We start from the raw sequence: 22415 nt of genomic DNA, 5'->3' as shown, positions 1-22415 counted from the left end.
GGATTGAACGAGATAGAGGGAAACATGAGATGGCTATTCGAGTGCTCGTTATATCGAAACTTCATCAGGGCTATCACCGGGCGGGCCAGGCGATTGCACCTGGCGAGTCTGAGTTGGTTGTCTCAGATGAGCAATGCGCAGCTTTGGAAGGTGATCCGCGTCTGTCGGTCTTCCGCTTGGCCGTGGAGGTGGAGGAGCCTGCGCCTGTGGCGGATACCAAGCCCGCGCCGGATGCACCGCCGGCGGCGGGGGATCTGGACGATGCAGCATTGGGCGAGCTGAGTCAGGCCCCTGAAAGCCCGGCCCCTGAGGTAGCAGAGCCTGTCGCCGAGGCAGGCAGCGGCAAGGGCAAAGGCAAATGAGCTACGCCAGCGTCAGCGACATGGTGACCCGCTTTGGCGAGGCGGAGCTGTTGCGCCTGGCCATGACCCCGACCGGAGAGCTGGATGGTGCGGCCATCATCATCGCCCTGCAGGATGCCGGGGCCTTGATCGATGGCTACCTGGCGGGGCGCTATCCGCTGCCGCTGGCTCATGTGCCCACCGCGTTAGTGCCTATCTGCGCCGATATCGCCCGTCACCGCCTCTATGGCGAGCAGGCGCCGGAGCAGATCGCCAAGCGCAACGAGGCGGCCCTGGCCTTCCTCAAATCGGTGGGCAAGGGAGAGCTGGCGTTGGGGTTGGCCGCCGATGGTGAGCAGGTGGAGAGCCAGAACCTGGCCCAACTGCAGTCCGATGGCCGGGTGTTTGGCCGGGGCAGTGGGGGCTTCCTATGACAGGGCTGATGCCGAGCACAGGAGAGCTCGACTACCTGGCGGCGGGGGAGGCCCTCAAGGGACTGCTGCAGCCGCTCAAGGGGCAGGGGCTCAAGGAGGTGTTTGTGGCCACCGATCTGGAGGCGGTAGCCAACCTGGGCCAGCACCATCCGGCCATCCACATCATCTACCAGGGGGAACGCCCGCAGGAGGGCAACCAGTCGGGGAGGGTGAGTTACTTCGAGCAGCTCTGGCTGGTGCTGCTGGTGCATCGCGCCACTCCAAACCAGCCGAGTGCCGGGGTGTGGATGGGCCGCATCCTGCAGGCCGTGGCGGGTCGGCCCTATGAGAACAGCGTGTTCAGCCGTGGGGCCAGCCCGGCCCGGCCAAGCTACAAGGGCGGGGTGGCCTATCTGCCGCTCGCCTTTACCGTGACCGTGAAATTCAAAGGAGAGCGATGATGAGCGAAACTCTGCACCTGGAAGGGGATCTCTATATCGAGACCTTTACCAACAACGTCTCGAACGGGGTGATCGGCCCGGTGGACGTCAACAGCCTGGAGGTGAAACCGGACAGCGAGAAGATCAGCATCCCGAGCAAGCGCAAGGGCAAGCTCGGGCAGGCGCGGGAAACCTACTTCGTGCCCAAACCCGCCACGGTCAGCATCAAGACCAGCGAGATCCCGCCGGTGCTGCTGGCAGCCGCCTTTATGGGGCTGGAGAGCCCCATCAACCAGGGCGCAGGGACGCTCACCGATCTGCCGGTGACGCTGCCGGCCCATCCCAAGTGGGTGAGCCTGGGCAAGACCAATCTGTCGGCCACCGGCCTGGTGGTGAAGGAAGGCTCCACGTCCTTGGTGCTGGGCACCGACTTCGAGATCAACTATGCCCTGGGGCTGCTGCGCGCCACCAAGGCGGGAACCGTGGCCGACGGCGGACCGGTGACCGTCAGCGCCAGCTATAACGCCATCACCGGCACCCGCATCGCGGGCAACGTGCAGCCGGAGGTGAAGGCCAAGCTGACCCTGGACGGTCGCAGTGTGATCGGCGGGGAGTCCATCGTACTGACCGTGCCCCGTGCCTCGCTTGCACCCAAGAAGGCGGTGGATTTCCTCAGTGACAAGCCCATCGAGATCGAGCTGGAGGGGGAGCTGCTGGCCCTGGATGGTGAGACCGCACCTTTCTATGTGGATCGACCGGAGACGGTGTGACGGTAGGAGAATAGAAAACGGCGGGGAGACCCGCCGTTTTGAAATTCCTTTATGTTAGCGTATTCCACTACTTGGACGTTATAGTAGGCCAATTGCGTGAGCGAAGCGTTTACCAAGGTCGGTACATCGCATGATTCCTTTCTCGAACTCTATTTTTGCCTCGTCGGGTTGAGGGTCATTAATCAACCGTAAGAATTCGGGGCGCTTATCTACCCAAGAGTAAATTCCATCTTCAACTAAGTGCGAGCCATAAGTAACCTCGACCAGACCAAGGCGAATCCAATTGTCAATAATTGCAGGAAGTCTTTTGTTTTCAATGGGTTCTTTTTTTTCCAAGCTTGTTAGGTTGAGTACATGCAGGACGAGCTGTTGGTAGCCGCCATTCTCTTTTAGCGTGCGAATAATCTGAACGATCGGATGGGGGCGCTGGGATTGGAGCACACCCTTAATAAGGTGCGCTTCTTCACTATCAAGTTGTTTGATAATTTCCACGAAAGCTGGGTGTGCAAATGAGGCTGAACGACCGTCCATGGATGTGGTCAACAGATTTAGATACATCTCTCTGAGATTCGGCTCTTCATGCGTGAAAGCAAGTCCTTGCAGTGTTGGCCCAGCAATGGATGCTTTTGGCTCGATGATATGTTCAGGCGGTATGTCTTTAGTTTTCTCGGCCAAATCTTGCTGAAACTTGCTATTGTAATAGGCTCTGGCTTTATCAAAGGCGAAGTTAACCGCTGCTAATGGAAGCAGCACATTATTGATTGCCTTTGTCAATGTCACAGCCGTCTGACCGAGATTTCCTGCTGCTTCCTTCACCTGCGGGGCATCCCCTGCAGCCTTCAATACTTCGGCGACAATCAATACTCCATCATTGACTGTCTTAACAGGATCTTCATCCGCCATGTTAACTCCTTAGAATTTTTACGATCCCTTAGGGATTCCTATCTTGCTACTGGTACTCCATCATGCCCAAGTCCAGAAGTCATATCTTGTGATACATCTCGCATCGCAGGCGACCTTCCTACGGAGGCTTATTGCTGGATGGGTTCAGCGTCGTCAGTGGTAAGACCATAAAGCTGACAATCCCAGTGCCAGCCAGCCTCCCAAGAAGGCAGTGGATTTCTTGAGCGACAAGCCCATCGAGATCGAGCAGGAGGGGGAGCAGCTGGCCCTGGACGGCGAGACCGCGCCCTTATATGTGGATCGGCCGGAGACGGTGTAAGGGTTGGATAGCAAAACGGCGGGGAGACCCGCCGTACCTTACCTAAAACTGGCGTAACAGCAAAATGAAGCGATTATTTAATTTCCTGCTTTAATTTTAACTCTGCAAACTCTTTCACATTAAAGAGTGAGATTGTTTCATGCTCTAATCTAAAATCAATTATATGTAATATTGCAAAGATATTTATGAATCGGTGCCAGCAATATTCAATGGCAACTGATTCAGAGTGGTCCTTACGCTGTTTGCTTAAGAGCCAAGTTAAGTAAAGCGTTTCATTTAGAATTGAGTTTATTGTAATTGAAATGTGATTTTTAAGTGATTTGGCGTATTTGTTATCTTCTGCGTTGTCACTTACAGTGTTTTTATATATCAGGGTCAACACATTTTCTATGCTCACGATATCGAGGCATTTCCTATCAGACTCTACAGTTGAAAGGTCAATGGGGGCAGATAACAATACATCCATTTTATCGACAACTGATGTAATTAATCTTTCAACCTCTTCCTTTTTGAATTGCTTTTTAGTTAGGTCTAACTGTTCGCTTTGTAATTTATATGTTTTCCATACCCCAAGGAATGCAAGACCGGACAAGAAAGGGCCAATGGTACCACCTAAGTAACTTCCAAAGCTGGCCCATGCAGAGTGGTTATCTGAGAGGGTGTAATGGGATGCCGGGCCGAAAATATAAAAGTACAGCCCGAGGGGGAGGAGAACTAAAATTGTGCCAGCAACCCATATAACAACCCAGTTATTTGTTTTTAGTTTACTTTTTTCATTCATGCCTAACTCCGTATTACAGTAATTCCCCATAAACCCCCTCATTTTGCCATCCCTTTACCATGGGGCATATCTGAATCTCTCAGGAATGTCTCATGTCCACCTCTTCCAGTCTGAAACTCACGCTAGAGCTATCGGCCAAGGTCACTGGCCGCGCTGGCGGGGCAGGTGCAGGAGCTGGGCCTCTCTCTGACGAGCGCGCGCCTTTCTATGTGAACCGGCCGGATACGGTGTAGCAGATACGATAACGGTGGGGAGATCGCGCTTTTTTTAACTGTCCAAGAATGTCTGCATTAATCATCGCCATTATCTTCATCTAAATAAACTCTTCTTCTTCGGCCAGTATCCGAGCATCGTTCATAACGATGTGGTCGATGAACTGGGTCATCTTCACCACGATACATATAGTGACTTTCATTTTGTCTACCCATCATTTTTCTGGCATTACTAAACTTGCTCTTTCTGCTTTTATGTCTACGGGACCACCATAAAGCCAGCACTAGTACGAAGACTAAGATATAAAACAACTCAACACTCCTCATCATACAAGCAAAATGCCACCTGCTGACCTATATGAAAGCACTTAGATCCATTGGCTCAATTAGCGAAGCGTAACCGAACGTTAGTGGTCTTCCTGTGATATATCTCAGTAATTCACCATAAATCCGTGCATTTTCCCATCCCTTTACTATGGGGCATCTCCTACTTGCTCAGGAATGCTCCATGCCCACCTCTTCCACTCTGAAACTCGCGCTAGAGCTGGCGGCCAAGGTCACCGGCCGCGAGGATCTGGCTGCGCTGGCGGGGCAGGTGCAGGAGTTGGGCCCCGTTTCTGACGAGACTGCCGCCGAGACGGCGCGCCTCGCCAGCACTTTGGAAGAGCTAAGCCAACAGCGTGACCTCATTACCCAGTTCGAGGCCAGCGGTCGCGCCCTCAGCCAGCTGGAGCAAGCCACAGCGCTTTCCCGCAGTCGCCTGACCGAACTGCGCCGCGAGCAGCAGGGGGCGGCAGGTAGCGCCCGCCAGCTCACCGACCAGGAGCGCTTGCTGGCCTCCGAGGTCAAGCAGCTGGAGCGTCAGCTGGTCGCGCAATCCGCCAGCCATAGTCGCCTGCACGCCGGCCTCACCCAGGCCGGGGTCGATAGCCGCAACCTTGCCCAGGAGCAAGCCAGGCTGCAGCGGGAATTGCGTGAGAGCGCGGCCCAGACCGAGCGTCTGGGCCGTTCCCTGCAGCAAGGTGGCCAGCACTCCAACGGTTTCCAGGGCGCCATCGGGAGCTTGACCGGCCGCCTGGTGGCGCTGGCTGGTACCTGGTTCGGTATCCAGACCCTGACCACCCAACTGATGGCCATGTTCCAGACCGGCGATCAGGCCGAGCGCCTCAGCGTGCAGCTCAAGGCGGTGATGGGCTCCATCGAAGGGGGTAAGCAAGCCAGCGCCTGGATCCAGGACTTCGCCAAGAACACCCCGCTGCAGCTCGACGAAGTGACCCAGGTCTTCGTGCGCCTCAAGGCCTTTGGCATCGACCCCATGAGCGGTGCCATGCAGGGCATCGTCGATCAGGCCTACAAGCTCGGCGGTGGCTTCGAGGAGGTGCAGGGCATCTCCCTGGCAGTCGGTCAGGCCTGGGCCAAGCAGAAGCTGCAGGGAGAGGAGATCCTGCAGTTGATCGAGCGCGGGGTACCGGTCTGGCAACTGCTGGAGCAGGTCACCGGCAAGAACACCGCCGAGCTGCAGAAGCTCTCGGAAGCCGGCAAGCTCGGCCGCGACACCATCCAGGGGCTGATGAACGAGATCGCGGCCCAATCGGGAGGCGCGGCCGCCAACAACATGGGCCTGCTGTCCGGGCTGATTTCCAACGCCCAGGACAACCTGGCCAAGTTCTACCGCATGGTGAGCGAATCGGGTGCCCTGGACTGGCTCAAGCGGCAGCTGGCCCAGCTCAACGCCGAGTTCGACCTGATGGCCAAGGATGGCCGCCTGCAGGCGTGGGCCAAGCGTCTCTCTGATGGCATCGTGTCGCTCGGTGAAACACTCAAGTCCTTTATCCAGACTGCTGTCCAGTGGCGTGCCGAGTTGGCCATCATGGCCCAAGCCTGGATGGGTTTGAAGATTGCGGGCTGGATAGCGGATCTGCGTGGCCTCTATGGGCAGTTTATCGCCCTGCCAGCTGCGACTGCCACGGCGGCGGGTGGCATGACCACGGCGGGTACCGCAGCGGCGGCGGCTTCGATTGGTGTGCGGGCGCTGGGGCTGGCCATGCAGGGGCTGTTGGCCGCCGTGACGGTGGAGGCGGTGAGCCAGATAATCCGCATGAGCGCGGCCCTCAAGGCGTGGATGCAGGCTGAGCTTGCCCTGCGGGAATCTCAGGCCCTACGCTCGCAAACTCAGGCCCAGCTCAATGGCCAGCTGGCTGCGCTCTCGGCTGAACTTGGCATCGCCATCACCAGCGTGGCGGATCTGGACCGCGCCGTGGCAGATGGCAAGGTGCATTACGACGAGGCCACCGGCAGCTGGCGTCAGGGGGCGGCCGCCGTCAAGGAACTTGGCAGTGAGGTCAAGCAGACCCGCGACTACTTAGGCGAAATCAATGCCGTGGCCAAGAAGACGGCGGCCGAGGGACCCGCCGCGCTCGCCAAGGCCTTCGATGAGCTGGGGCTCGACTTCGAGCGCGCCAATGGCCGCATCGGTGCTGGCTTTCAGAAGACCCTCGGCGCCCTGGATGTGCTGGTGCAGCACACCGGCGCAAGTGCAGCCGCCATCGAGGAGGCGCTGGCCAGCGCCTACAACAGCGCCAAGACCAAGGCCGAGATCGACGCGGTGATCGATCGCCAGAAGCAACTGGCTGCCCAGGGCAAGATCACCGGTGAGGCGCTGGCCCGCTCCATGGCCATTGCCGCCGACGCAACGAGCAAGGTGAAGGGGCAAAGCGGGGAGGCCAAGAAAGCGGTGGCTGCCATCGGTGATGGCTTCGATGCGGCTGCGGCCAAGGCCAGGAGCGCGACCGATGCCATGCGTTCCGGGCTGCAGGGCGTCAAAGACCAGGCCGACCAGACCGGGGCCGCCGTGGCCTCAGCCGGAGGCAGTGGCGCAGGTGGCCGTGGCAGCACCCGCACCGAGACGGTGGGTGGCTTCTTCTACAAGAGCGTGGATATCAATGGCCTGCGCGGCAATGCCGATGCGCTGGCCAACACCTTGGCAGGGGTGGAGGAGGAGCTGGCCCGCTACAGCCAGAAGGTCAAGGCCATTCCCGCCTACAGCGAGTGGAGCAAGTATTACGGCGAGAAGTTCCAGAAGGAGATGGAAGCTATGCGGGCTCAGCTCAAGGCGGAGCTCAGCAAGGCCCAGACCAGGGAGGTGGCCCGCGCCGAGCCAGTCACCCCGGTGCAGAGCCCGGCGCGGGTCGACCCCAGCGGGCCGGCGGCTCAATCCCTCCAACCCATCGTGATCCAGTTGGGGGAGCGCTCGACTCGGATCGATGTGGCGCCGTCCCAGGTGGTGGGGCTGCTGGATGTATTGAAGCGCTACCAGGAGGGGCAGACATGAACAGCATCAACGGGGTCGCGCTGGATGAGGAGCTGGTGTGGGGCGATGAATGGGGGTGGACTCCAATGCTCCAGAGCCTGGATTACGCCGTGACCGGTGAGCTGGTTGCCCAGCACGGTTTGAAGGTCGGCGGCCGCCCCGTCACCCTGACCGGCCGTATCCGGCAAACCGGGCTGGCCGGCCTCTATCTGCTGCTGCGCGAGCCGGCACCGATGACGCTCATGCTGTTCGGGCGTGAGCTGCGGGTTATCTGGCGGCATGCCGACGGGCCCATCCAGGCCATTCCCGATTATGACGTCGCAAACCCGGCCGATTTCCCCGAGCTGGGATACACCCTCACCCTGCGTTTAACAGAGGTTTAAAGTATGCCCATCACAGCAAAAGATATCGTCATCTATGAGTCGGCCAGGCTGACGGACGAAGACAGTGGCGGCGGGCTGCCGACGGGCAAGATGGTGATCGATGGGCAGGTCAACAACCTGTTCCCGGATACCTCCCGCCTCGATCGCACGCAGGGCCGGGTCAATATACGCAAGCTGTTCTGCGGGGTGGCGGTCGATACGCAGGAGGCCTATACAGGCTCTCATTTCATGGTCAGCAAGGATGCCGCCGATCAGCACGTCAACATGATCGCCTTCGCCGGCAGCGCCACCGATACCCGTCTCCAGGTGAAGAACGAGATCGAGAGTTACCTGGTGCCGGGCTACAGCGCTCGTATGTACCTGCTGGGGGATCAGTTCAAGGGGCAGCGCATGATCCTGGCGTTTCAGGAGCTGTCGGCGACCGAACCCGAGCTGGGCGGCACCTTGCTGCTGCGAGGGATAGACAAGGAGAGCCAGGCCGCCTACGAGCAGTACGTGAAGATCGCCGAGTACGAGGCGCACGAGCAGACCTTCACTTACGAACATGGCGGAGAGTTCAAGACCCTGGTGCGCCGGGTCTGCACCATCAAGCTCAGCGCCCGCTTGGATTTCACCTTCTACGGCGGTACCCCGTATCCCACCGGGGTCTTGATGACAGGGGGCGCCAAGGCCGCCGATATCCTGACCACCACGGTAGCGGATGCGGCCCGCTATTACGGCGTCTCAGCCCTGGCACGCAGCGCCGTCCCAGGCGATATCCAGGTGCGGGTCGCCTCGGTCTACAAGCCCATTGTGCCGAGCGCCTACAGCGAGAGCCTGCTGACAGATCGCTTCGCCGCCGTGGAATTGGCGCTGATGCAGCCAGCAGGCCCTTCCATCACCCGCAGCCAGCCGTTCGCCCTGGTGACGGGCAGCCAGTCGCGCAGCTACCTGGAGAGAGTACCGTTGCGTGGTTCGCTGACGCTCAGTCTCGATGGCGGCATCTTCAAGGACAATGGCAGCGGGGAGTTGAAGTTCCAAAGCGGCAACAACAACTTCAGCAAGCTGACCGTCAACTTCGAGACCGGCCAGATAGACGTCTGGCGCAACGCCGGGGTTTACACCGGCACCGCCAGCGCAACCTATACCCCGGCGGTGCGGCTGCTGGGCTCGGTGATGAGCGAGGCTCGCGAGGTGACCGCCGCCAACCGCACCTTCAACTGGACCTTCGACTTCTCGGCCGCCCCACCGCTGCCTGGGTCGGTGCGGGTGCATTACCGTGCCCTGTCGAAGTGGCAGTTGCTTGAAGACCAGGGCTCCGGCCAGCTGAGCGGGCAGGGGGCGGGTACCGTCAACTTTGTCACCGGTACGCTGGCTATTACCTGCGCCGTGTTGCCGGATGTGGAGAGTGAGATCATCGTCCAGTACCAGCCCGCCCAGTCCCTGGCGGTCGAGTTGCTGGGCGGTGCCAGGACGGTGCAGAAGAACCAGCGCCTCGAACTGCCGGATGCGGTGCTGCCCGGTTCGCTGTCTATCGGCTGGGTCAATGGGACGGCTCAGTACAGCCTGCAGTCCGACGCGGCCGGTATCCTGACTGGCCACGGTAGCGGTACGGTGCGTGCCGTAGATGGTCTGATCGAGTTTGTCCCGCAGGTGATGCCGAGCAACGGCCTCTATCAGCTGAGCTACACCGAGGACAACCGCCTGCTGGGCGAGCTGGTGATCCCCACCGCCACCGGTACCGGCGCCAGCGGCACGGTCGGCCAGGCTTTCAAGCCGGGCTCGCTGCTGCTCGGCTACCCGGTACGCCGCTTCAACCACGCCGGCCGATATCATGCTGAAGGGGATGGTACCTGGGCGACCCTGAATGTGGTGATCCGGGACGACGGGGCAGGCAACCTCAAGCGCGATGGGGTCGTTGTGGGTACGGTCAACTACAGCAGCGGGGCATTCAGTTTCAGCTGGTCGCAGGCATACAGCTACCAGTACTACGTGACGGAGCGGGGCTATACCACCGTCAACCTGACCGAGGAGCGGGTTGGCCCCGGCAACTGGCAGGCATTAGCTCCCGGTGTTGGCACCGTGCCCGTTAACCAGGCGGCGAATGCACCGGAGATCGATTTTCTGCTGGGGCTGTCCAACCTGGTGACCGGCGCGCTCTGGTTCACCGACAACGGCAACCACTACATCGAGCGTGACGGCATCCTCTGGAAGAACCTGGATCCCCGCACCGGTGCCGGCAGCCGGGTAGGGCGGGTGGATCTGATGGCCGGCCGGGTCATCCTTTCGGATATCGCCGGCTTTGTGGGCAGCCTCAACATCCTGGCCGGGGCCCGCGTGATCACCACCGCCTTTGCCGAGCGGATGACTTTTCGTACCCCGGGCAGCCCACTCAAGCAGGCCAACTTCCAATTGGTGGCGGTGGCCTATGATGGCACGCTGATCAACGCCAGTGCCGATGCCCAGGGGGAGCTGATAGGCAGCGGGGTAAGCGGTTCAGTCAACACCAATACCGGGGTCTGCAAGGTGCAGTTTGGCAAGGCGGTGATGGCGAGCTCGGTGCGCTATCACACCGTGCTGCTGACCGCGCTGCCGCTGGATGCCGCCCGTATCGGGTTGGATCCGGTGCGCCTGCCAGCCGATGGCAAGGTGCCCATCTATCAGGATGGCGATGTGGTGGTGCTCTCCCACACCGCCCAGCAGGCAGTCGGGGCCCCGGCGGCCGGGGCCGTGCTCGATGCCGGGCGCGACTACGTGGTGGATCTCTATCTGCAGGGCGCCAACGGCAAGCGCCTCGCCCCGTCGCAATACAGCGAGGATCGGGACAGTGGCCTGCTTACCCTCAAGGCGCCTTACAACCTGGTGGACGAGGCCGGGGTGGTCGTCACCACTCCTCTGACCCTGGTCAATCGCATCGAGCACATGAGCCTGGTGCAGGATGTGCAGATCTCCGGCGAACTGACTCTGGCTATCCCGCTGGTACATGACTACCCGGCCGGGGAGACCATGGTGAGCTCCTGCCTACAGTTTGGTGACCGTTTCGCGAGCTGGGGCAGCAACTTCGTCCAGCAGAGCTGGAACACGGCCAGCCCGAACTGGAGCGCCATCCCGGTGGGAGGCGCCATCAGTGCCAACTACAACTGGGCGGATCACCCGCTGCAAGTGACCGACCGGGGGGCGGTGGATGAGAAGTGGGCGCTGGTGTTTACCAGCACCACCACCTACAGCCTGCTCTCCCAGACGCGGGGCCTCATCGGCTCGGGCAACCTCAGCACAGACCTGGCTCCGCTCAACCCCAACACCGGTACCCCTTATTTCGTGCTGGAGGCGGCGGGGCTGTCGAGCGGGTGGGCCACGGGCAATGTGGTGCGCTTCGATACCAAGTCGGCCCTGGCGCCGGTCTGGCTGCTGCGCTGCGTCAGCGTCGGCCGGGCCACCCACCCGGACGACCGCTTTGAGGTCACTCAGCGCGGTGATGCAGATTGAGGCGAAGTTTAGATAGGGAGGTGTCATGCAGACACTGTCTGGCTCGGTGAATGACCAGGGCACCTCGGTGGCAGATGCCGTGGTGCTGGCTATGCCACGCCTTGCCGGGATGATCCCGGGGACCACGCCACCCAGGCTGGGACGCTGGGTGATCGCCCATACCCGCACCGACCTGGCCGGGCAGTGGCAACTTGAATGCGACTATTCCGGCCCGGTGATGGTGCTGTGTTGGGATACCACAGGACGGCAATTGGCCCCCATGGTGCTGGGGCCGGTGGAGGCATAGATGGCAGTCAGCGATTACTTGAAAGGAACGGGGTCGGTCGGTGACCCTTACGTCATTCACAACCTGGCGGCCGCCATCCAGTTTTTCAGCGTGGATATCTTTCGCAGCGGGGTGTTTGCCGAACTGGTGGTGGACCTGGATCTGAGTGCCAGCACGTTCAACCAGAGTGAGAAGACTGTCGCGACCCTGAACGGCAATGGCTATACCCTAACTGGACTTCGGCATTTTCAAGGCAATAACCAGGCTGCCACCTTCAAGAAGCTGACCCTGGTGGCGGTCAACTGGTTGAACACCTTCGGCCTGCAGGGGAGTGATTACATTACCTTCGAAGATGTGGTGTTCAGTGGTGGGACGCTGGCGTGTTATTACGGGCCCATGCGGTTTACGCGCTGCATTATGAGCGGTGTCGGTTGGAAATATCTCTTGTCTTCTGGCTGGGCCGTGACCGACAGCGCCACCTTGCCGCCATCTGCCAACCCCAGCCCGTCTGGTTTCACCGATCTGCGCTCGGTAGCCGACCCCTTCAACCCCACCCGATACCCTAACTTTGCGCTCAGCCTGTGGGCCATCGATGGGGCCAGTGCGCCGCGACTGCTCAAGCAAAATGTCGCCAGTCTGGTGCAGGGCTATCTGGTCAAAGGGGTGGTCAAGGTGGGCGGTATTGCCAAAGCCCGCTTCGTGCGCGCCCTGAGCCTGGCGGACTTCGCTCGCATCAACGATGGGATGGCCGCCGCAGACGGCAGTTTCAGCCTGAAATGCGGCTATTACACCGATGTCGTCATGGTGGCGACCTACGAGCCTTACGGCCAGTTGCTGGTCGTCAGCAAGGCGTATGTGCTGGGGGATATCATTCACCCGCTGACCCCCAACGGGTTTCGCTATCTCTGCACCAAGGCGGGCAACAGCGGCGCAAGCTTACCCGCTGAACCCTGGTCCACCACGGCCGCCCTGACTGTTGGGGCGGCCATCTTCACGCCGGACCCCGTTTACCAACCCCAGTTGCATGGCCCCGTCAAACCGGTGCTGTGCAACCTCATCACCGGCCTGCCGGTGTAAGGAGCCTGTGATGGCGACCCCTTACCAGCTGACCGTACCAGGCCTGGCCGTGAACTTCGATGCGGTGGCAGCCTATGGCGTGCCGGCGTGGGATCAACTTGCCTTCGATGTGCCGGATTGGCTGGAGCGGATCATCACGGGCCGCGTGGCCGGGGTGGTGACCGTGCGTGACCTCGGCCAGGCGCGGGAGGTGCTGGTGCTCAGTGCTGAGCCTATCGAGGGGCGCTATCGGGTGCTGGCCGAGGTGACGAGCGGGGGAGATGGCGCCTTCGCGGCCCAGTGGCAAGCCTATCAGGGCAAGGTGATCGTGGTGGGCCTCTCCCTGTTCGGAGAGCCTTGGCAGGTCGGGCGCATCTACCAGGTCGGGGAGGTGCTCAGCCCGACCGTGTGGAATGGTTTCGTCTATCAGTGCGAGCAACCGGGCACGGCGGCGAGCCAGGAGCCGGTCTGGCCGCTGGCGGAGGATGCGGCGGTGTTGGTCGGCAGCGCGGTGTGCCGTGCCCGGCAATACCTGCCCGTGGTGGCGCACGGGCCGCTTGTGCCCGAGGTGGAGGTGAGCTGATGTACCTGCCACCCGTTGCCACGGCCATTTCGCTTGCCCTCAAGGCGCCCCGTCGCCCCACCTTGCCCTTGGCCCCCCATGCCATCCACTTTTACTTGGGCGGTGCCCTGCGCCCCCCGCAGGCCCCGGCGCTTCAGTCTCTGGTAGCCAGCGGCTGGCAGGGGATGGGGCGAGCGACAGACAGCCCGCTTGGGTTGGCCACCGGTACCCTGGCCCTTGCCGACCAGCGCAGCCAGCTATCATTCGGTCAGGGGTGGCCGCTGGATGCACAGCTCATCCAGCCCTTGTCCCAGGCAACGGCACGGGATCGGGGGCAAGGGGGAGGCTGGTTGCAAGCCATCCCTCTCAATCTGCCCCAGTGGCATGGCCTCACGATGAGCCAACCCTGCGATCAGCGGCCTGTCGCCGGTACCTGGCAGCAGGCCGCCCGGCGTTGGGATCGTGCACTGACCACCGCGTGGCAACTGCCGCCGGCTTGTGATCGGGCCATGTTGACCCATTGGCATATCACCGATCTGACCCATCGTCCCTGGGAGCTGCGCTGGGATGGGCAACCTCCCTTGCTGACCCGCCAACCGTCCCGCGACCAGCTGAACTTCGCCTTGGTGGTTGGCTCCGCGCCTTACCCAGCCCTGAGCCTGCGGCTGTCATTGGCACCGCCGCAACCGGAGCGGCCGATGGCACCTCGCGACAGTGGTTGTGCCCTGCCCACCGGCTATGCCCGCGAGGCGGACCAGACCGATGCCATGCCGTGGGGTCGGGGCCGCAAACCGCTCGATCCCCACTGGGGGCTGAACCATGGTGATGACTCTCACGGCGAGATCGGCGATCGCGACCCTCCTATCCACCCTCAACCGGCGCCCTACATCATCATGAACGAGATCAGCAGTGTTGCCGTTTCAGGCAGCGAGCGCGTGCCGCTCGCCCTGTTTAACCCCAGTTTAAAGCTGGATATCGACTCTTTTGTGTGGGAGCTGACCGGTGAGCTCAGGGGGCGGACCAATCTGCCCTACGTGAGGCCAACGGCCACCGGCCCGCGCCACATCGAGTTGACCATCAACGGGTGGACCTGGCTGTTTGCGGTGCAGGGCTACCGGGTCAACCGCACCCTGGGGAGCGAGGTCTATCCCTTCACGGCCCGTTCTCGCAGCCAGTTCCTCGACAGCCCCTGGGCGGCGCTGGTCGAAGTGGCACTGCCCGACGAGATAGGTGCCTGGCAGTTGGCCGAGCAGGTGCTGACCCCCCTTGGGTTCACGCTGGAGAGGCCCGCCCACGGCGAGTGGGTGCAGACCCCGGAGTGGTCGCTGGCTCCCGGTTCCCTGGCCGAGCGCATGGCCCCCAAGGCGCTGTTGGCTCGGCTTGCCAAGGCCGCAGGTGCCGTGCTGGTGCCTCACCTGAGTGAGGATGTGGTGACGGTGCAGCCACGCTACCTGGTGAGTCCGTGGAACTGGGCCAGCGCGCCGGATTCAGCTTTCTCGCATCTCATCCCCGAGGCGATGATCCCCGAGGAATCGAGCGAATCAGCTTCGACACCGCGCCTTGAGCGGGTGCTGATTGCCGGTACCACCCATGGTGTGGTGACCGAGGTGGTGCGCACCGGGACGGCGGGCAGCGAGAGTGGGGAGGATATCAGCGATGTGCTGGCCCAGGCGCACCCGGTCAATGCCGAGCGTGGGCGAAACTTGATTGCCGACTCGGGGGAGCAGGAGTTGATTACCCTGCGCCTGCCGCTGATGCGGCCGGGGCAGGCGCCGGGGTTGGTGGTGCCGGGCCAGCTGGTGAAGGTGCTGCGCGCCGATGGGATGCACACCCGGGCCCTGTGCATCAGCAATGCGCTGGTACCGTCCGGGATAAGCTCGGTGTGGCAGAACGTGACCCTCGAAGTGCACCTGGACATGGAGGCATAGATGGCGAGCAACAACCCATGGAAGAAGTTTGAGGCCATGCTGCCTGGCATGGTGCGGGTGAGGGGGAGGGTGCTGAGCGTGGACACCTTGCGCGGCACCAGCCTGATTGAGCAGGTCGGCGGGGCGCGCCTCAAGGTCAATGGCACCGGCATCCCAGTTGGACGCTGGGTGTTGACCGAGAATGGCAACATCGTGACGCAGCTCCCCGACCTGCCCTTTGCTAGGGTGGAGGTATAGGAGCCCATTTAACCCCGGCAGGGGTTTATCAAACTGGGTGAATCGGATGCGTGGAGTTTGATAAAAGCGGCAAGCGTGCTGTTTTTCGTTTTACCCAGTAAGGTTTTTCATTTTTCGCGGCGGGCTACATGTGGTGACCAGCGCCTCCCTGCTCGGTCAGCTGGCGGTGCCCCTCATGCTGTTTGCCCTCGGCATCCGGTTGATGGAAGGAGAGCTGGAGCATCTGGGGTTGGCGCTCAAGTGCAACCTGCTCTATCTGCTGGCGGGGGGATTGTCGCTGGCCCTGGTGGTCTGGCTGTTGCCGCTGGATCCGGCGTGGATACCGCTGCTGACCCTGTCGGTGGCACTGCCCCCGGCGGTGCTGAATTACATGCTCTGCGAGCAATACCAGTGCCAGCCTGAGAAGGTGGCCAGCATAGTGCTCGGCGGCAATGCGCTCTCCGTGCTGGTGATCCCGCTGGCGGTCTGGCTGGCGCTGCACCTGGGCGGTTGACTCCTATTTTCGGCAAGCAGAAATGGAAAAGGCCCACCGTGATGGTGGGCCTTTTTCATGGCCGGGCGCTCCTAACGGAGTATCAACCCTGCACGTTGCTCAGTACCAGCTTGCCATCCTTCACCGGAATGGTGGTGCCGGGTTTTTGTTCCATTCTGACCACCCCTTCCTGGCCGGCGAGGCGATAGGTCACGTCATAGCCCAGGGTGCGGGTGCTGCTGTCCTGCACCGTCTTGCAGCGCTGCTCTGTGGTGGTGTAGGTATCACCGGCCTGCATGTTGCCCTGTACCTGGTTGCCCGCGTAGCCACCGGCCACGGCGCCTGCCGCGGTGGCGACCTTCTTGCCGCTGCCGCCACCAAACTGGTGACCGACGACGCCACCCAGGGCGGCACCGACCACGGTACCCAGGATCTTGTGTTCATCCTGCACCGGTTTGCGGTGAGTGACGGTGACGTTGCGGCACTCCTGGCGCGGGGTCTTGATGGTCTCGGTCACCGGCTTGCTGGCCAGCACCTCGGCAAACTGGGGTTCGGATGTGAAGAGGGACCCGCTGGCCGCCGCCGACAATGCCAGCGCAGAGGCAATACCGATCCCGACACCTGCCAACATGGATTTGTTCATCTCTTTACTCCTGTCTACTGTGATTGCCCGCCTTGGGGCTTGCGGACATTCTTGTCATTTTGTCCTCATCGCTCAAGCAAGGGGGCCCCTGTTTGCGACAAGGGCTGACTGCGCAAAAAACGAGCGATATAAAAAGGCGTCTGTGTTTGGCGACAAAGTCTGGTTCGGGGGCGAGCGAAGGGGCTGGCCTACTACGTTTTGCTAATACCTGCGTCCTTGTCCCCTTGATACCCTTTTGTCCACTACCAGAGGGTCGCCGCCGGCATGATGCCAGGGCGCTCTCCCGGCCACGGGCCGGCCGCCTTTGCCGCTTTGCACCCCATGAGGAAGGATCCGATGACGAGCCAGAACATCTATGAGACAGGACTTGACAAGAATGGCGCCAATTTCGAGGCGCTCACCCCCTTGAGTTTCCTGGCCAGGGCGGCCCGGGTCTATCCCGACTATCCAGCCGTGATCCACGGCCCATTGCGGCAGAACTGGGCCCAGACCGAGGTGCGCTGTCGCCGCCTCGCCTCGGCCCTGCGCCAGCGTGGTATCGGCGAGGGGGATACGGTCTCCATCGTCGCCCCCAATGTGCCCGCCATGTTCGAGGCGCACTTCGGGGTGCCCATGAGCGGCGCCGTGCTCAACACCATCAATACCCGCCTGGATGCCGAGTCCATTGCCTTCATCTTCCAGCATGCCCAGAGCAAGGTGGTGCTGGTGGACCGGGAGTTTGGCGCCCTGGTTCGTAAGGCGCTGGCCCTGATCGAGCGCCAGCCGCTGGTCATCGCCATCGACGATCCCCTCTATGGGGAGGGGGAACTGATCGGGGAGCTCGACTACGAGGCCTTTATCGCCTCGGGGGACGAGAGTGAGCCACATTGGCTGCCGAGGGACGAGTGGCAGGCGATATCGCTCAATTACACCTCCGGCACCACGGGCAACCCCAAGGGGGTGGTCTATCACCACCGCGGCGCTCACCTCAATGCCATCAACAACGTGCTCTCCTGGGAGCTGCCCAAGCACCCCGTCTACCTGTGGACCCTGCCCATGTTCCACTGCAACGGCTGGTGCTTCCCCTGGACCCTGGCGGCCACCGCCGGGGTGAGCGTCTGCCTGCGCCACGTGCAGGCCAAACCCATCTTCGAGGCCATGCACGAACACAGGGTCAGCCACTTCTGCGGCGCGCCCATCGTCCTCAACATGCTCAACAACGCGGATCCGGCCCTCAAGGTGGGGCTCACTCACCCCATCAAGGCGATGACCGCCGGGGCGGCGCCACCGGCCACGGTGATCGCCGGCATGGAGGCCATGGGGATCGCCGTCACCCATGTCTACGGCCTGACCGAGACCTATGGCCCCTGCGTGGTGTGCGAGCCTCAGCAGAGTTGGGAAGGGCTGGATGCCACGACCCTTTCTCGCCTTAAGGCGCGCCAGGGGGTGACTTCACCCCTGCAGGGGGAGATGCGGGTGGCGAACCCCGTCAGCGGCGAGCCCGTCCCCAAGGATGGCAAGACCATGGGGGAGATCTTCCTGCGCGGCAACGTGGTGATGCGGGGCTATCTCAAGAACCCGTCCGCCAGCGAGGAGGCGATGGCGGACGGGTGGTTCAGGAGCGGGGATCTCGCGGTCTGGCACCCGGACGGCTACGTGGAGATCAAGGACAGATCCAAGGACATCATCATCTCCGGCGGGGAGAATATCTCCAGCCTGGAGGTGGAAGACGTGCTCTATCGCCACCCGGACGTGGACGAGGCGGCGGTGATCGCCATGCCGGACGAGAAGTGGGGGGAGGTGCCCTGCGCCTTCGTCAAACTCAAAGAGGGCAGGGAGCTCAGCCAGGGGGAGCTGATCGCGTTCTGCCGTGAGCAGATGGCACACTTCAAGGCCCCCAAGCGTATCATCTTCACCCCGCTGCCCAAGACCTCCACCGGCAAGGTGCAAAAGTTTATGCTGCGCCAGCAGCTGGTGTGACGAGAAATGCAGGAAATAAAAAAACGGGCCAAGGCCCGTTTTTTTTTATTGGAATGATGAGATTCGCGGGCCACCAGCCTCTGATTATCCGTAAGACGCGTCTGCTAGCCAAAGATGCCAAGGCACGACGCAATGCAAAACGAGTCAGCGTGGAGCCTTTTCCCCCTTTAGGCGCTTGCCGATGGACTCGGCAATTCCGGTGAGAAAGTAATAGAGCCCCCCTTCTTCCGTGGCTTTGGTGTACTCGGATAGGGGTTCAATCATGCCGCTTCTGAACTTGGCGATGGCCTCTTCATCGTCTGCCGCGTCGATATAATCCCCCACCACTTCGAAACCCTGCTCGAGCAGTTGCTCCTTCTCGGACAAGAAGGAGGGGGAGGACATCAGCAGGAAGGTGACGCTGGCGGGATCCTGTTCCTGACGGAAGAACTGATATTTGCTCATAGGGCCTCTTAGGCTGAGGGGGACGGGATGGCACCATTATCGAGGGGAGATTTCTATCTGGGCAGCCCCCATCTGCGGCGTCAAAAGACCCCCTTGTTCAGGCCAGCTTCAGTCAGACTCGCTTCATTCAACTGCGGGGTGGCTTTTCCTTGCCAAACAGCCTGGGGGCGTGAAGCAATATGGTCCTGAAGAGGCCTATGGTGCCGGGCCCCCCATAGGGGCGGCTGGGATCGGCGAGGTTGAGTTGATGGGCGTGGGCCGCAGCGCCGGCATCCGGTGCCAGTATGGGCTCACCTATGACCTCGAAGCCCTGATCGAGCAAGGCAGCCTTCTCCACCAGGAAGTTGCCCGCCCCCATGTCGAGCAGAGTGAAGGCGGCGGGGGAATCCGGGGTGGCAAACACCTGAAACTTGCTCATACGGCTCTGCAAAAAATAATGGAATATGGGTCATTATCGCGGCCCATCCAGCGGGAGACGACTCCCTGAACGGGGGCTTGCCTCATCATCCCTTGCCATCGATGTACCCATGTGGTGGCTGATGGAGTTGCGTACAGATCGTTGAATTAGGCAATAAGCCTTATCAAATAAAAATGAAATCGGGTTCACGCAAACAAGAAATGATAAAAGCACGATAGTGGCAAAAATCCGCTATCGTGCCACTCATTAGCTAACAAATCTTAAGTTAGAAGTGATAATTAAGTTTTGCTGTTATGGTACTGAAGCTGGTGTCCATATTGCGTTCGCTGGCTGATGGGTAGTTTGGGTCGTTCAGACTAACGGAGCTGGTTCCCAAGTCGGTGTAGAGATACTCGATACCCCCTGAGAAATTCTTATTAAATTTATACATGACACCGGCACCTATGTTAGCTCCAGCGCCAATGTCGGAGGTGCTGGTGCTAAAGTTTGCACTGCAACCGGTTGTGGTGGGCACGGAGGATTTGTCGCATCCTAGTGAGTGCTCCATTTTTGCGACCGTGATGCCGGTGGTCACGTATGGCAAGAAATTGTCGATAGCATATCCAATCTTGATGTTAAATGAGCCGGATTGCTTTATTCCGTCTTTTCCATAATACGGGCTGAACTGGTTGTTCTCTTGATCATGCCAGGATTCGTTGATGTCATTGAAAGACAATCCGGCCTCTACACCTAACACAATATTGTTTTCAAATTGCCAATTATGGCCGGCCTGGATGCCACCTGTCATGCCATCCATGGACTGCTCAGCCGCATCAGGGTTGCGTTGATCCTTGATGTTACCAGCACCATACCCAAGATTCCCACCAACATAAAATCCTTCCCAGCTTTCCGTTGATGCGAGTGCATTGCCAGAGAGAACCAAGAGTGATGCAGCAATAAAAGATGTTTTCATTTTTCAGACGTCCTTTCATTTTAAATAAAATAGCAAAATATTGAATGTGATTTTTATAGTGTCAATATGTAGGGTAAATAAGTGCTTGCATGAAAATTAAAATACGGGATTTTCTTAAGTGATCTGTGCTGAGTATTTTATATGCATAACAACTCAAACATACAGTTTTAATACGTATGCTTGTCATCTTAGATTTGCTATCTCTGATTTTCTAGCCAATAATATATTCGAGTTGGGTGAACAGTCGAACATGGCCAGATGCAAAACAGTATCGCACACTGATACTTAACTAACCCTTAACAAGCGAAAGTTGGTAACCTTGTTTTGATAAATATTGAGAAACCTTATTGCATCATCTCATCGCCCACATAGCCAAATTAAAACCAGATAATGAGTATCTGGAATGCCATGTCAAACTGAGCTGGCTGCGATGATATAGGCAGACGAAGCGTTGTTTCCCAAGCCTTGATGGCAGAATAAAACTCATAGAAAACGGGCCATCAGGCCCGTTGTTTATGTCATTGCGTGTTATTTGTTGTGACGCTCATAGAGTCGCTGTACCACGTCCTTGAGACCCAGTCCCTCGTTTTGCAGCAGCACGGTGAGGTGGTAGAGGAGATCTGCGGACTCGTTGATGAGCTCTTCGCGATCCTTGGCCATGGCGGCCAGCGCTACTTCCACTCCCTCTTCACCTACCTTCTGGGCGATGCGCTTGGTGCCCTTGCCATAGAGGCTGGCGGTGTAGCTGGTGGCGGGATCCGCGCCCTTGCGCCCGGCCAGGATCTGCTCGAGCTCGGCGAGGAAACCGAGCGGTGGCACAGGGTGGCCGTCGAAGCAGGAGACGGTACCCAGATGGCAGGTGGGGCCGATGGGATCGGCGGCGATCAGCAGGGAATCCTGATCGCAGTCGGTGCTGATGGCGACGAGTTTCAGCACATGCCCAGAGCTTTCCCCCTTGGTCCAGAGTCGCTGCTTGCTGCGGCTGAAGAAGGTGACCTGGCCGGTGGCCTGAGTCTTCTCCAGAGCTTCCTTGGTCATGAAACCCTGCATCAGCACCTGGCCGCTCGCGGCGTGCTGGACGATGGCGGGGATCATGCCGTCACATTTTGCCCAATCCAGGCGCTCGATGAGGGGAGTATCTATGGATGGATTAATCACGGATGGCGACTCCTTCGTTTTTCAGCCAGCGTTTCAATTCGGGAATGGGGATGATGCCCTTGTGGAACACGGAGGCGGCCAGGGCCCCGTCCACGTCGGCCTGGGTGAAGGCATCGAGGAAGTGGGCCATGGTGCCGGCACCGCCCGAGGCGATGAGCGGCACCTGGCAGCGGGCCCGCACCAGCTTGAGCTGCTCGAGATCATAGCCCTGGCGCATGCCGTCCTGGTTCATCACGTTCAGCACTATCTCGCCCGCGCCCCGTTTCTGTACCTCCTCGACCCACTCGAGGGTGGTCCAGGCGGTGGTGCGGGTGCGGCTCTCGTCACCGGTAAACTGCTTGACCTGATACTGGCCCGTCGCGGCGTCGAAGTAGGAGTCGATACCCACCACCACGCACTGCACGCCGAAGCGCTCTGCCAGGGCGGTGATAAGGCGGGGATCCGCCAGGGCAGGGGAGTTGATGGAGACCTTGTCGGCGCCAAATTCCAGGATCTGGCGCGCATCCTCCACGCTCTTGATACCTCCGGCGACGCAGAACGGAATGTCGATGACTTCCGCCACCCGGCTCACCCAGCTCTTGTCCACCACACGGGCGTCGCTGGAGGCGGTGATGTCATAGAACACCAGCTCGTCGGCCCCTTCCTCGGCGTAGCGGCGGGCCAGCTCGACTATTCCCCCCATCACCTCGTGATTTCGAAACTGCACTCCCTTGACCACCACGCCGTCTTTGACGTCGAGACAGGGGATAATACGCTTTGACAACATGCTCGTTGCTCCATGTAAAGCACGGTTAACAATCGATTCAGCCAGACGATGCCGGCATTCTCGCGATCCTGGATGAAGCGGGTTGGCATGGCGCAACCGCTGGCCGCATTTTGCGCACTGGCAAGGATGCCGGCATCGGCCGAGGCGGGAGAGCCCACACTATAAGCACGACAGCGCGGGCCAATCCAACCCTTTCTCCGCTATTCCTCTCGGGTTTT

Annotated in this window: 22 protein-coding genes; 14 read left to right on the top strand and 8 right to left on the bottom strand. The window is 60.2% G+C overall.

The features are described 5' to 3' along the window. Window positions 1-29 precede the first annotated feature (29 nt). The 4 genes from ACRCYW_RS16510 to ACRCYW_RS16495 are packed head-to-tail and all read left to right on the top strand — an operon-like array spanning window position 30 to window position 1964. Window positions 30-362 carry an HI1506-related protein gene (locus tag ACRCYW_RS16510; RefSeq protein ID WP_438551129.1) on the top strand — a complete coding sequence of 111 codons (333 nt, stop codon included), beginning with the start codon at window positions 30-32 and terminating at the stop codon, window positions 360-362. Then, window positions 359-775 carry a gp436 family protein gene (locus tag ACRCYW_RS16505; protein ID WP_438551128.1) on the top strand — a complete coding sequence of 139 codons (417 nt, stop codon included), beginning with the start codon at window positions 359-361 and terminating at the stop codon, window positions 773-775. The genes ACRCYW_RS16510 and ACRCYW_RS16505 overlap by 4 nt, the downstream gene beginning before the upstream one ends. 8 nt (window positions 776-783) lie before the next feature. Further along, the gene (locus tag ACRCYW_RS16500; RefSeq protein ID WP_438551127.1) at window positions 784-1215 is read left to right on the top strand and encodes a phage tail terminator protein; all 432 of its coding nucleotides are present in this window, start codon (window positions 784-786) and stop codon (window positions 1213-1215) included. Continuing rightward, a complete protein-coding gene (locus ACRCYW_RS16495; RefSeq protein WP_438551126.1) occupies window positions 1212-1964 on the top strand; it encodes a hypothetical protein in 753 nt (250 codons plus the stop codon). The genes ACRCYW_RS16500 and ACRCYW_RS16495 overlap by 4 nt, the downstream gene beginning before the upstream one ends. A gap of 78 nt (window positions 1965-2042) precedes the next feature. Here ACRCYW_RS16495 and ACRCYW_RS16490 read toward each other — a convergent pair whose 3' ends face one another. Together ACRCYW_RS16490 and ACRCYW_RS16485 are read right to left on the bottom strand one after the other, a co-directional pair. Continuing rightward, on the bottom strand, window positions 2043-2867 hold the full coding sequence (locus ACRCYW_RS16490) for a DUF4393 domain-containing protein (RefSeq protein ID WP_438551125.1): 825 nt from the start codon (window positions 2865-2867) through the stop codon (window positions 2043-2045). 392 nt (window positions 2868-3259) lie between these two features. Then, entirely contained in the window at window positions 3260-3967 is a 708-nt protein-coding gene (locus ACRCYW_RS16485; protein WP_438551124.1) for a hypothetical protein, read from the bottom strand. Window positions 3968-4687: 720 nt separating this feature from the next. Here ACRCYW_RS16485 and ACRCYW_RS16480 point away from each other — a divergent pair. The 9 genes from ACRCYW_RS16480 (at window position 4688) to ACRCYW_RS16440 (ending at window position 15878) form a co-directional block, all read left to right on the top strand. After that, window positions 4688-7510 (top strand): tape measure protein, encoded by a 2823-nt coding sequence (locus ACRCYW_RS16480; RefSeq protein ID WP_438551123.1) that lies wholly within the window; start codon window positions 4688-4690, stop codon window positions 7508-7510. After that, window positions 7507-7872 carry a hypothetical protein gene (locus ACRCYW_RS16475; protein WP_438551122.1) on the top strand — a complete coding sequence of 122 codons (366 nt, stop codon included), beginning with the start codon at window positions 7507-7509 and terminating at the stop codon, window positions 7870-7872. Before ACRCYW_RS16480 ends, ACRCYW_RS16475 begins: the two co-directional genes overlap by 4 nt. Before the next feature lie 3 nt (window positions 7873-7875). Then, window positions 7876-11337 (top strand): hypothetical protein, encoded by a 3462-nt coding sequence (locus ACRCYW_RS16470; protein ID WP_438551121.1) that lies wholly within the window; start codon window positions 7876-7878, stop codon window positions 11335-11337. 25 nt (window positions 11338-11362) lie between these two features. Continuing rightward, window positions 11363-11623, top strand: coding sequence for a hypothetical protein (locus ACRCYW_RS16465; RefSeq protein ID WP_438551120.1), 261 nt, complete (start codon window positions 11363-11365; stop codon window positions 11621-11623). Further along, window positions 11624-12679 (top strand): hypothetical protein, encoded by a 1056-nt coding sequence (locus ACRCYW_RS16460; RefSeq protein WP_438551119.1) that lies wholly within the window; start codon window positions 11624-11626, stop codon window positions 12677-12679. 10 nt (window positions 12680-12689) lie between these two features. Next, window positions 12690-13241, top strand: coding sequence for a hypothetical protein (locus ACRCYW_RS16455; protein WP_438551118.1), 552 nt, complete (start codon window positions 12690-12692; stop codon window positions 13239-13241). After that, window positions 13241-15148, top strand: coding sequence for a hypothetical protein (locus tag ACRCYW_RS16450; protein ID WP_438551117.1), 1908 nt, complete (start codon window positions 13241-13243; stop codon window positions 15146-15148). Before ACRCYW_RS16455 ends, ACRCYW_RS16450 begins: the two co-directional genes overlap by 1 nt. Next, window positions 15149-15385 (top strand): hypothetical protein, encoded by a 237-nt coding sequence (locus tag ACRCYW_RS16445; RefSeq protein ID WP_438551116.1) that lies wholly within the window; start codon window positions 15149-15151, stop codon window positions 15383-15385. It begins immediately after the preceding gene. A gap of 109 nt (window positions 15386-15494) precedes the next feature. Then, window positions 15495-15878, top strand: a complete 384-nt coding sequence (locus ACRCYW_RS16440; protein ID WP_438551310.1) for an AEC family transporter — start codon at window positions 15495-15497, stop codon at window positions 15876-15878. An 82-nt stretch (window positions 15879-15960) separates the two neighbouring features. Here ACRCYW_RS16440 and ACRCYW_RS16435 read toward each other — a convergent pair whose 3' ends face one another. Further along, on the bottom strand, window positions 15961-16500 hold the full coding sequence (locus tag ACRCYW_RS16435; RefSeq protein WP_438551115.1) for a glycine zipper 2TM domain-containing protein: 540 nt from the start codon (window positions 16498-16500) through the stop codon (window positions 15961-15963). Between the two features lie 336 nt (window positions 16501-16836). Between ACRCYW_RS16435 and ACRCYW_RS16430 the strand changes: the two genes are divergently transcribed. Beyond that, a complete protein-coding gene (locus tag ACRCYW_RS16430; RefSeq protein WP_438551114.1) occupies window positions 16837-18459 on the top strand; it encodes an acyl-CoA synthetase in 1623 nt (540 codons plus the stop codon). A 144-nt stretch (window positions 18460-18603) separates the two neighbouring features. On the opposite strand, the gene ACRCYW_RS16425 is transcribed toward ACRCYW_RS16430, so the two are convergent. From ACRCYW_RS16425 to hisF, 5 genes are all read right to left on the bottom strand, one after another. After that, window positions 18604-18903, bottom strand: coding sequence for a hypothetical protein (locus ACRCYW_RS16425; protein ID WP_438551113.1), 300 nt, complete (start codon window positions 18901-18903; stop codon window positions 18604-18606). A gap of 127 nt (window positions 18904-19030) precedes the next feature. Continuing rightward, window positions 19031-19321, bottom strand: coding sequence for a hypothetical protein (locus ACRCYW_RS16420; RefSeq protein WP_438551112.1), 291 nt, complete (start codon window positions 19319-19321; stop codon window positions 19031-19033). A gap of 265 nt (window positions 19322-19586) precedes the next feature. Then, a complete protein-coding gene (locus ACRCYW_RS16415) occupies window positions 19587-20273 on the bottom strand; it encodes an outer membrane protein (protein ID WP_438551111.1) in 687 nt (228 codons plus the stop codon). 528 nt (window positions 20274-20801) lie between these two features. Further along, window positions 20802-21431 carry a bifunctional phosphoribosyl-AMP cyclohydrolase/phosphoribosyl-ATP diphosphatase HisIE gene (gene hisIE, locus ACRCYW_RS16410; RefSeq protein ID WP_438551110.1) on the bottom strand — a complete coding sequence of 210 codons (630 nt, stop codon included), beginning with the start codon at window positions 21429-21431 and terminating at the stop codon, window positions 20802-20804. After that, entirely contained in the window at window positions 21424-22197 is a 774-nt protein-coding gene (hisF, locus tag ACRCYW_RS16405; RefSeq protein ID WP_438551109.1) for an imidazole glycerol phosphate synthase subunit HisF, read from the bottom strand. Before hisF ends, hisIE begins: the two co-directional genes overlap by 8 nt. Window positions 22198-22415: the final 218 nt, after the last annotated feature.

This window comes from Aeromonas sp. (assembly GCF_051657805.1).
Classification (GTDB): Bacteria; Pseudomonadota; Gammaproteobacteria; order Enterobacterales; family Aeromonadaceae; genus Aeromonas.
This window is presented reverse-complemented; position numbering and strand designations above follow the sequence as displayed.

What these genes read in the sequence shown, in the direction of transcription:
- ACRCYW_RS16505 (WP_438551128.1), top strand. Translation starts at nt 359, where the DNA reads ATGAGCTACGCCAGCGTCAGCGACATGGTGACCCGCTTTGGCGAGGCG.
- hisF (WP_438551109.1), bottom strand. Translation starts at nt 22,197, where the DNA reads ATGTTGTCAAAGCGTATTATCCCCTGTCTCGACGTCAAAGACGGCGTG.
- ACRCYW_RS16495 (WP_438551126.1), top strand. Translation starts at nt 1,212, where the DNA reads ATGATGAGCGAAACTCTGCACCTGGAAGGGGATCTCTATATCGAGACC.
- ACRCYW_RS16475 (WP_438551122.1), top strand. Translation starts at nt 7,507, where the DNA reads ATGAACAGCATCAACGGGGTCGCGCTGGATGAGGAGCTGGTGTGGGGC.
- ACRCYW_RS16415 (WP_438551111.1), bottom strand. Translation starts at nt 20,273, where the DNA reads ATGAAAACATCTTTTATTGCTGCATCACTCTTGGTTCTCTCTGGCAAT.
- ACRCYW_RS16445 (WP_438551116.1), top strand. Translation starts at nt 15,149, where the DNA reads ATGGCGAGCAACAACCCATGGAAGAAGTTTGAGGCCATGCTGCCTGGC.
- ACRCYW_RS16490 (WP_438551125.1), bottom strand. Translation starts at nt 2,867, where the DNA reads ATGGCGGATGAAGATCCTGTTAAGACAGTCAATGATGGAGTATTGATT.
- ACRCYW_RS16430 (WP_438551114.1), top strand. Translation starts at nt 16,837, where the DNA reads ATGACGAGCCAGAACATCTATGAGACAGGACTTGACAAGAATGGCGCC.
- ACRCYW_RS16455 (WP_438551118.1), top strand. Translation starts at nt 12,690, where the DNA reads ATGGCGACCCCTTACCAGCTGACCGTACCAGGCCTGGCCGTGAACTTC.
- ACRCYW_RS16470 (WP_438551121.1), top strand. Translation starts at nt 7,876, where the DNA reads ATGCCCATCACAGCAAAAGATATCGTCATCTATGAGTCGGCCAGGCTG.
- ACRCYW_RS16460 (WP_438551119.1), top strand. Translation starts at nt 11,624, where the DNA reads ATGGCAGTCAGCGATTACTTGAAAGGAACGGGGTCGGTCGGTGACCCT.
- ACRCYW_RS16450 (WP_438551117.1), top strand. Translation starts at nt 13,241, where the DNA reads ATGTACCTGCCACCCGTTGCCACGGCCATTTCGCTTGCCCTCAAGGCG.
- ACRCYW_RS16485 (WP_438551124.1), bottom strand. Translation starts at nt 3,967, where the DNA reads ATGAATGAAAAAAGTAAACTAAAAACAAATAACTGGGTTGTTATATGG.
- ACRCYW_RS16480 (WP_438551123.1), top strand. Translation starts at nt 4,688, where the DNA reads ATGCCCACCTCTTCCACTCTGAAACTCGCGCTAGAGCTGGCGGCCAAG.
- ACRCYW_RS16425 (WP_438551113.1), bottom strand. Translation starts at nt 18,903, where the DNA reads ATGAGCAAATATCAGTTCTTCCGTCAGGAACAGGATCCCGCCAGCGTC.
- ACRCYW_RS16500 (WP_438551127.1), top strand. Translation starts at nt 784, where the DNA reads ATGCCGAGCACAGGAGAGCTCGACTACCTGGCGGCGGGGGAGGCCCTC.
- ACRCYW_RS16435 (WP_438551115.1), bottom strand. Translation starts at nt 16,500, where the DNA reads ATGAACAAATCCATGTTGGCAGGTGTCGGGATCGGTATTGCCTCTGCG.
- ACRCYW_RS16420 (WP_438551112.1), bottom strand. Translation starts at nt 19,321, where the DNA reads ATGAGCAAGTTTCAGGTGTTTGCCACCCCGGATTCCCCCGCCGCCTTC.
- ACRCYW_RS16510 (WP_438551129.1), top strand. Translation starts at nt 30, where the DNA reads ATGGCTATTCGAGTGCTCGTTATATCGAAACTTCATCAGGGCTATCAC.
- ACRCYW_RS16465 (WP_438551120.1), top strand. Translation starts at nt 11,363, where the DNA reads ATGCAGACACTGTCTGGCTCGGTGAATGACCAGGGCACCTCGGTGGCA.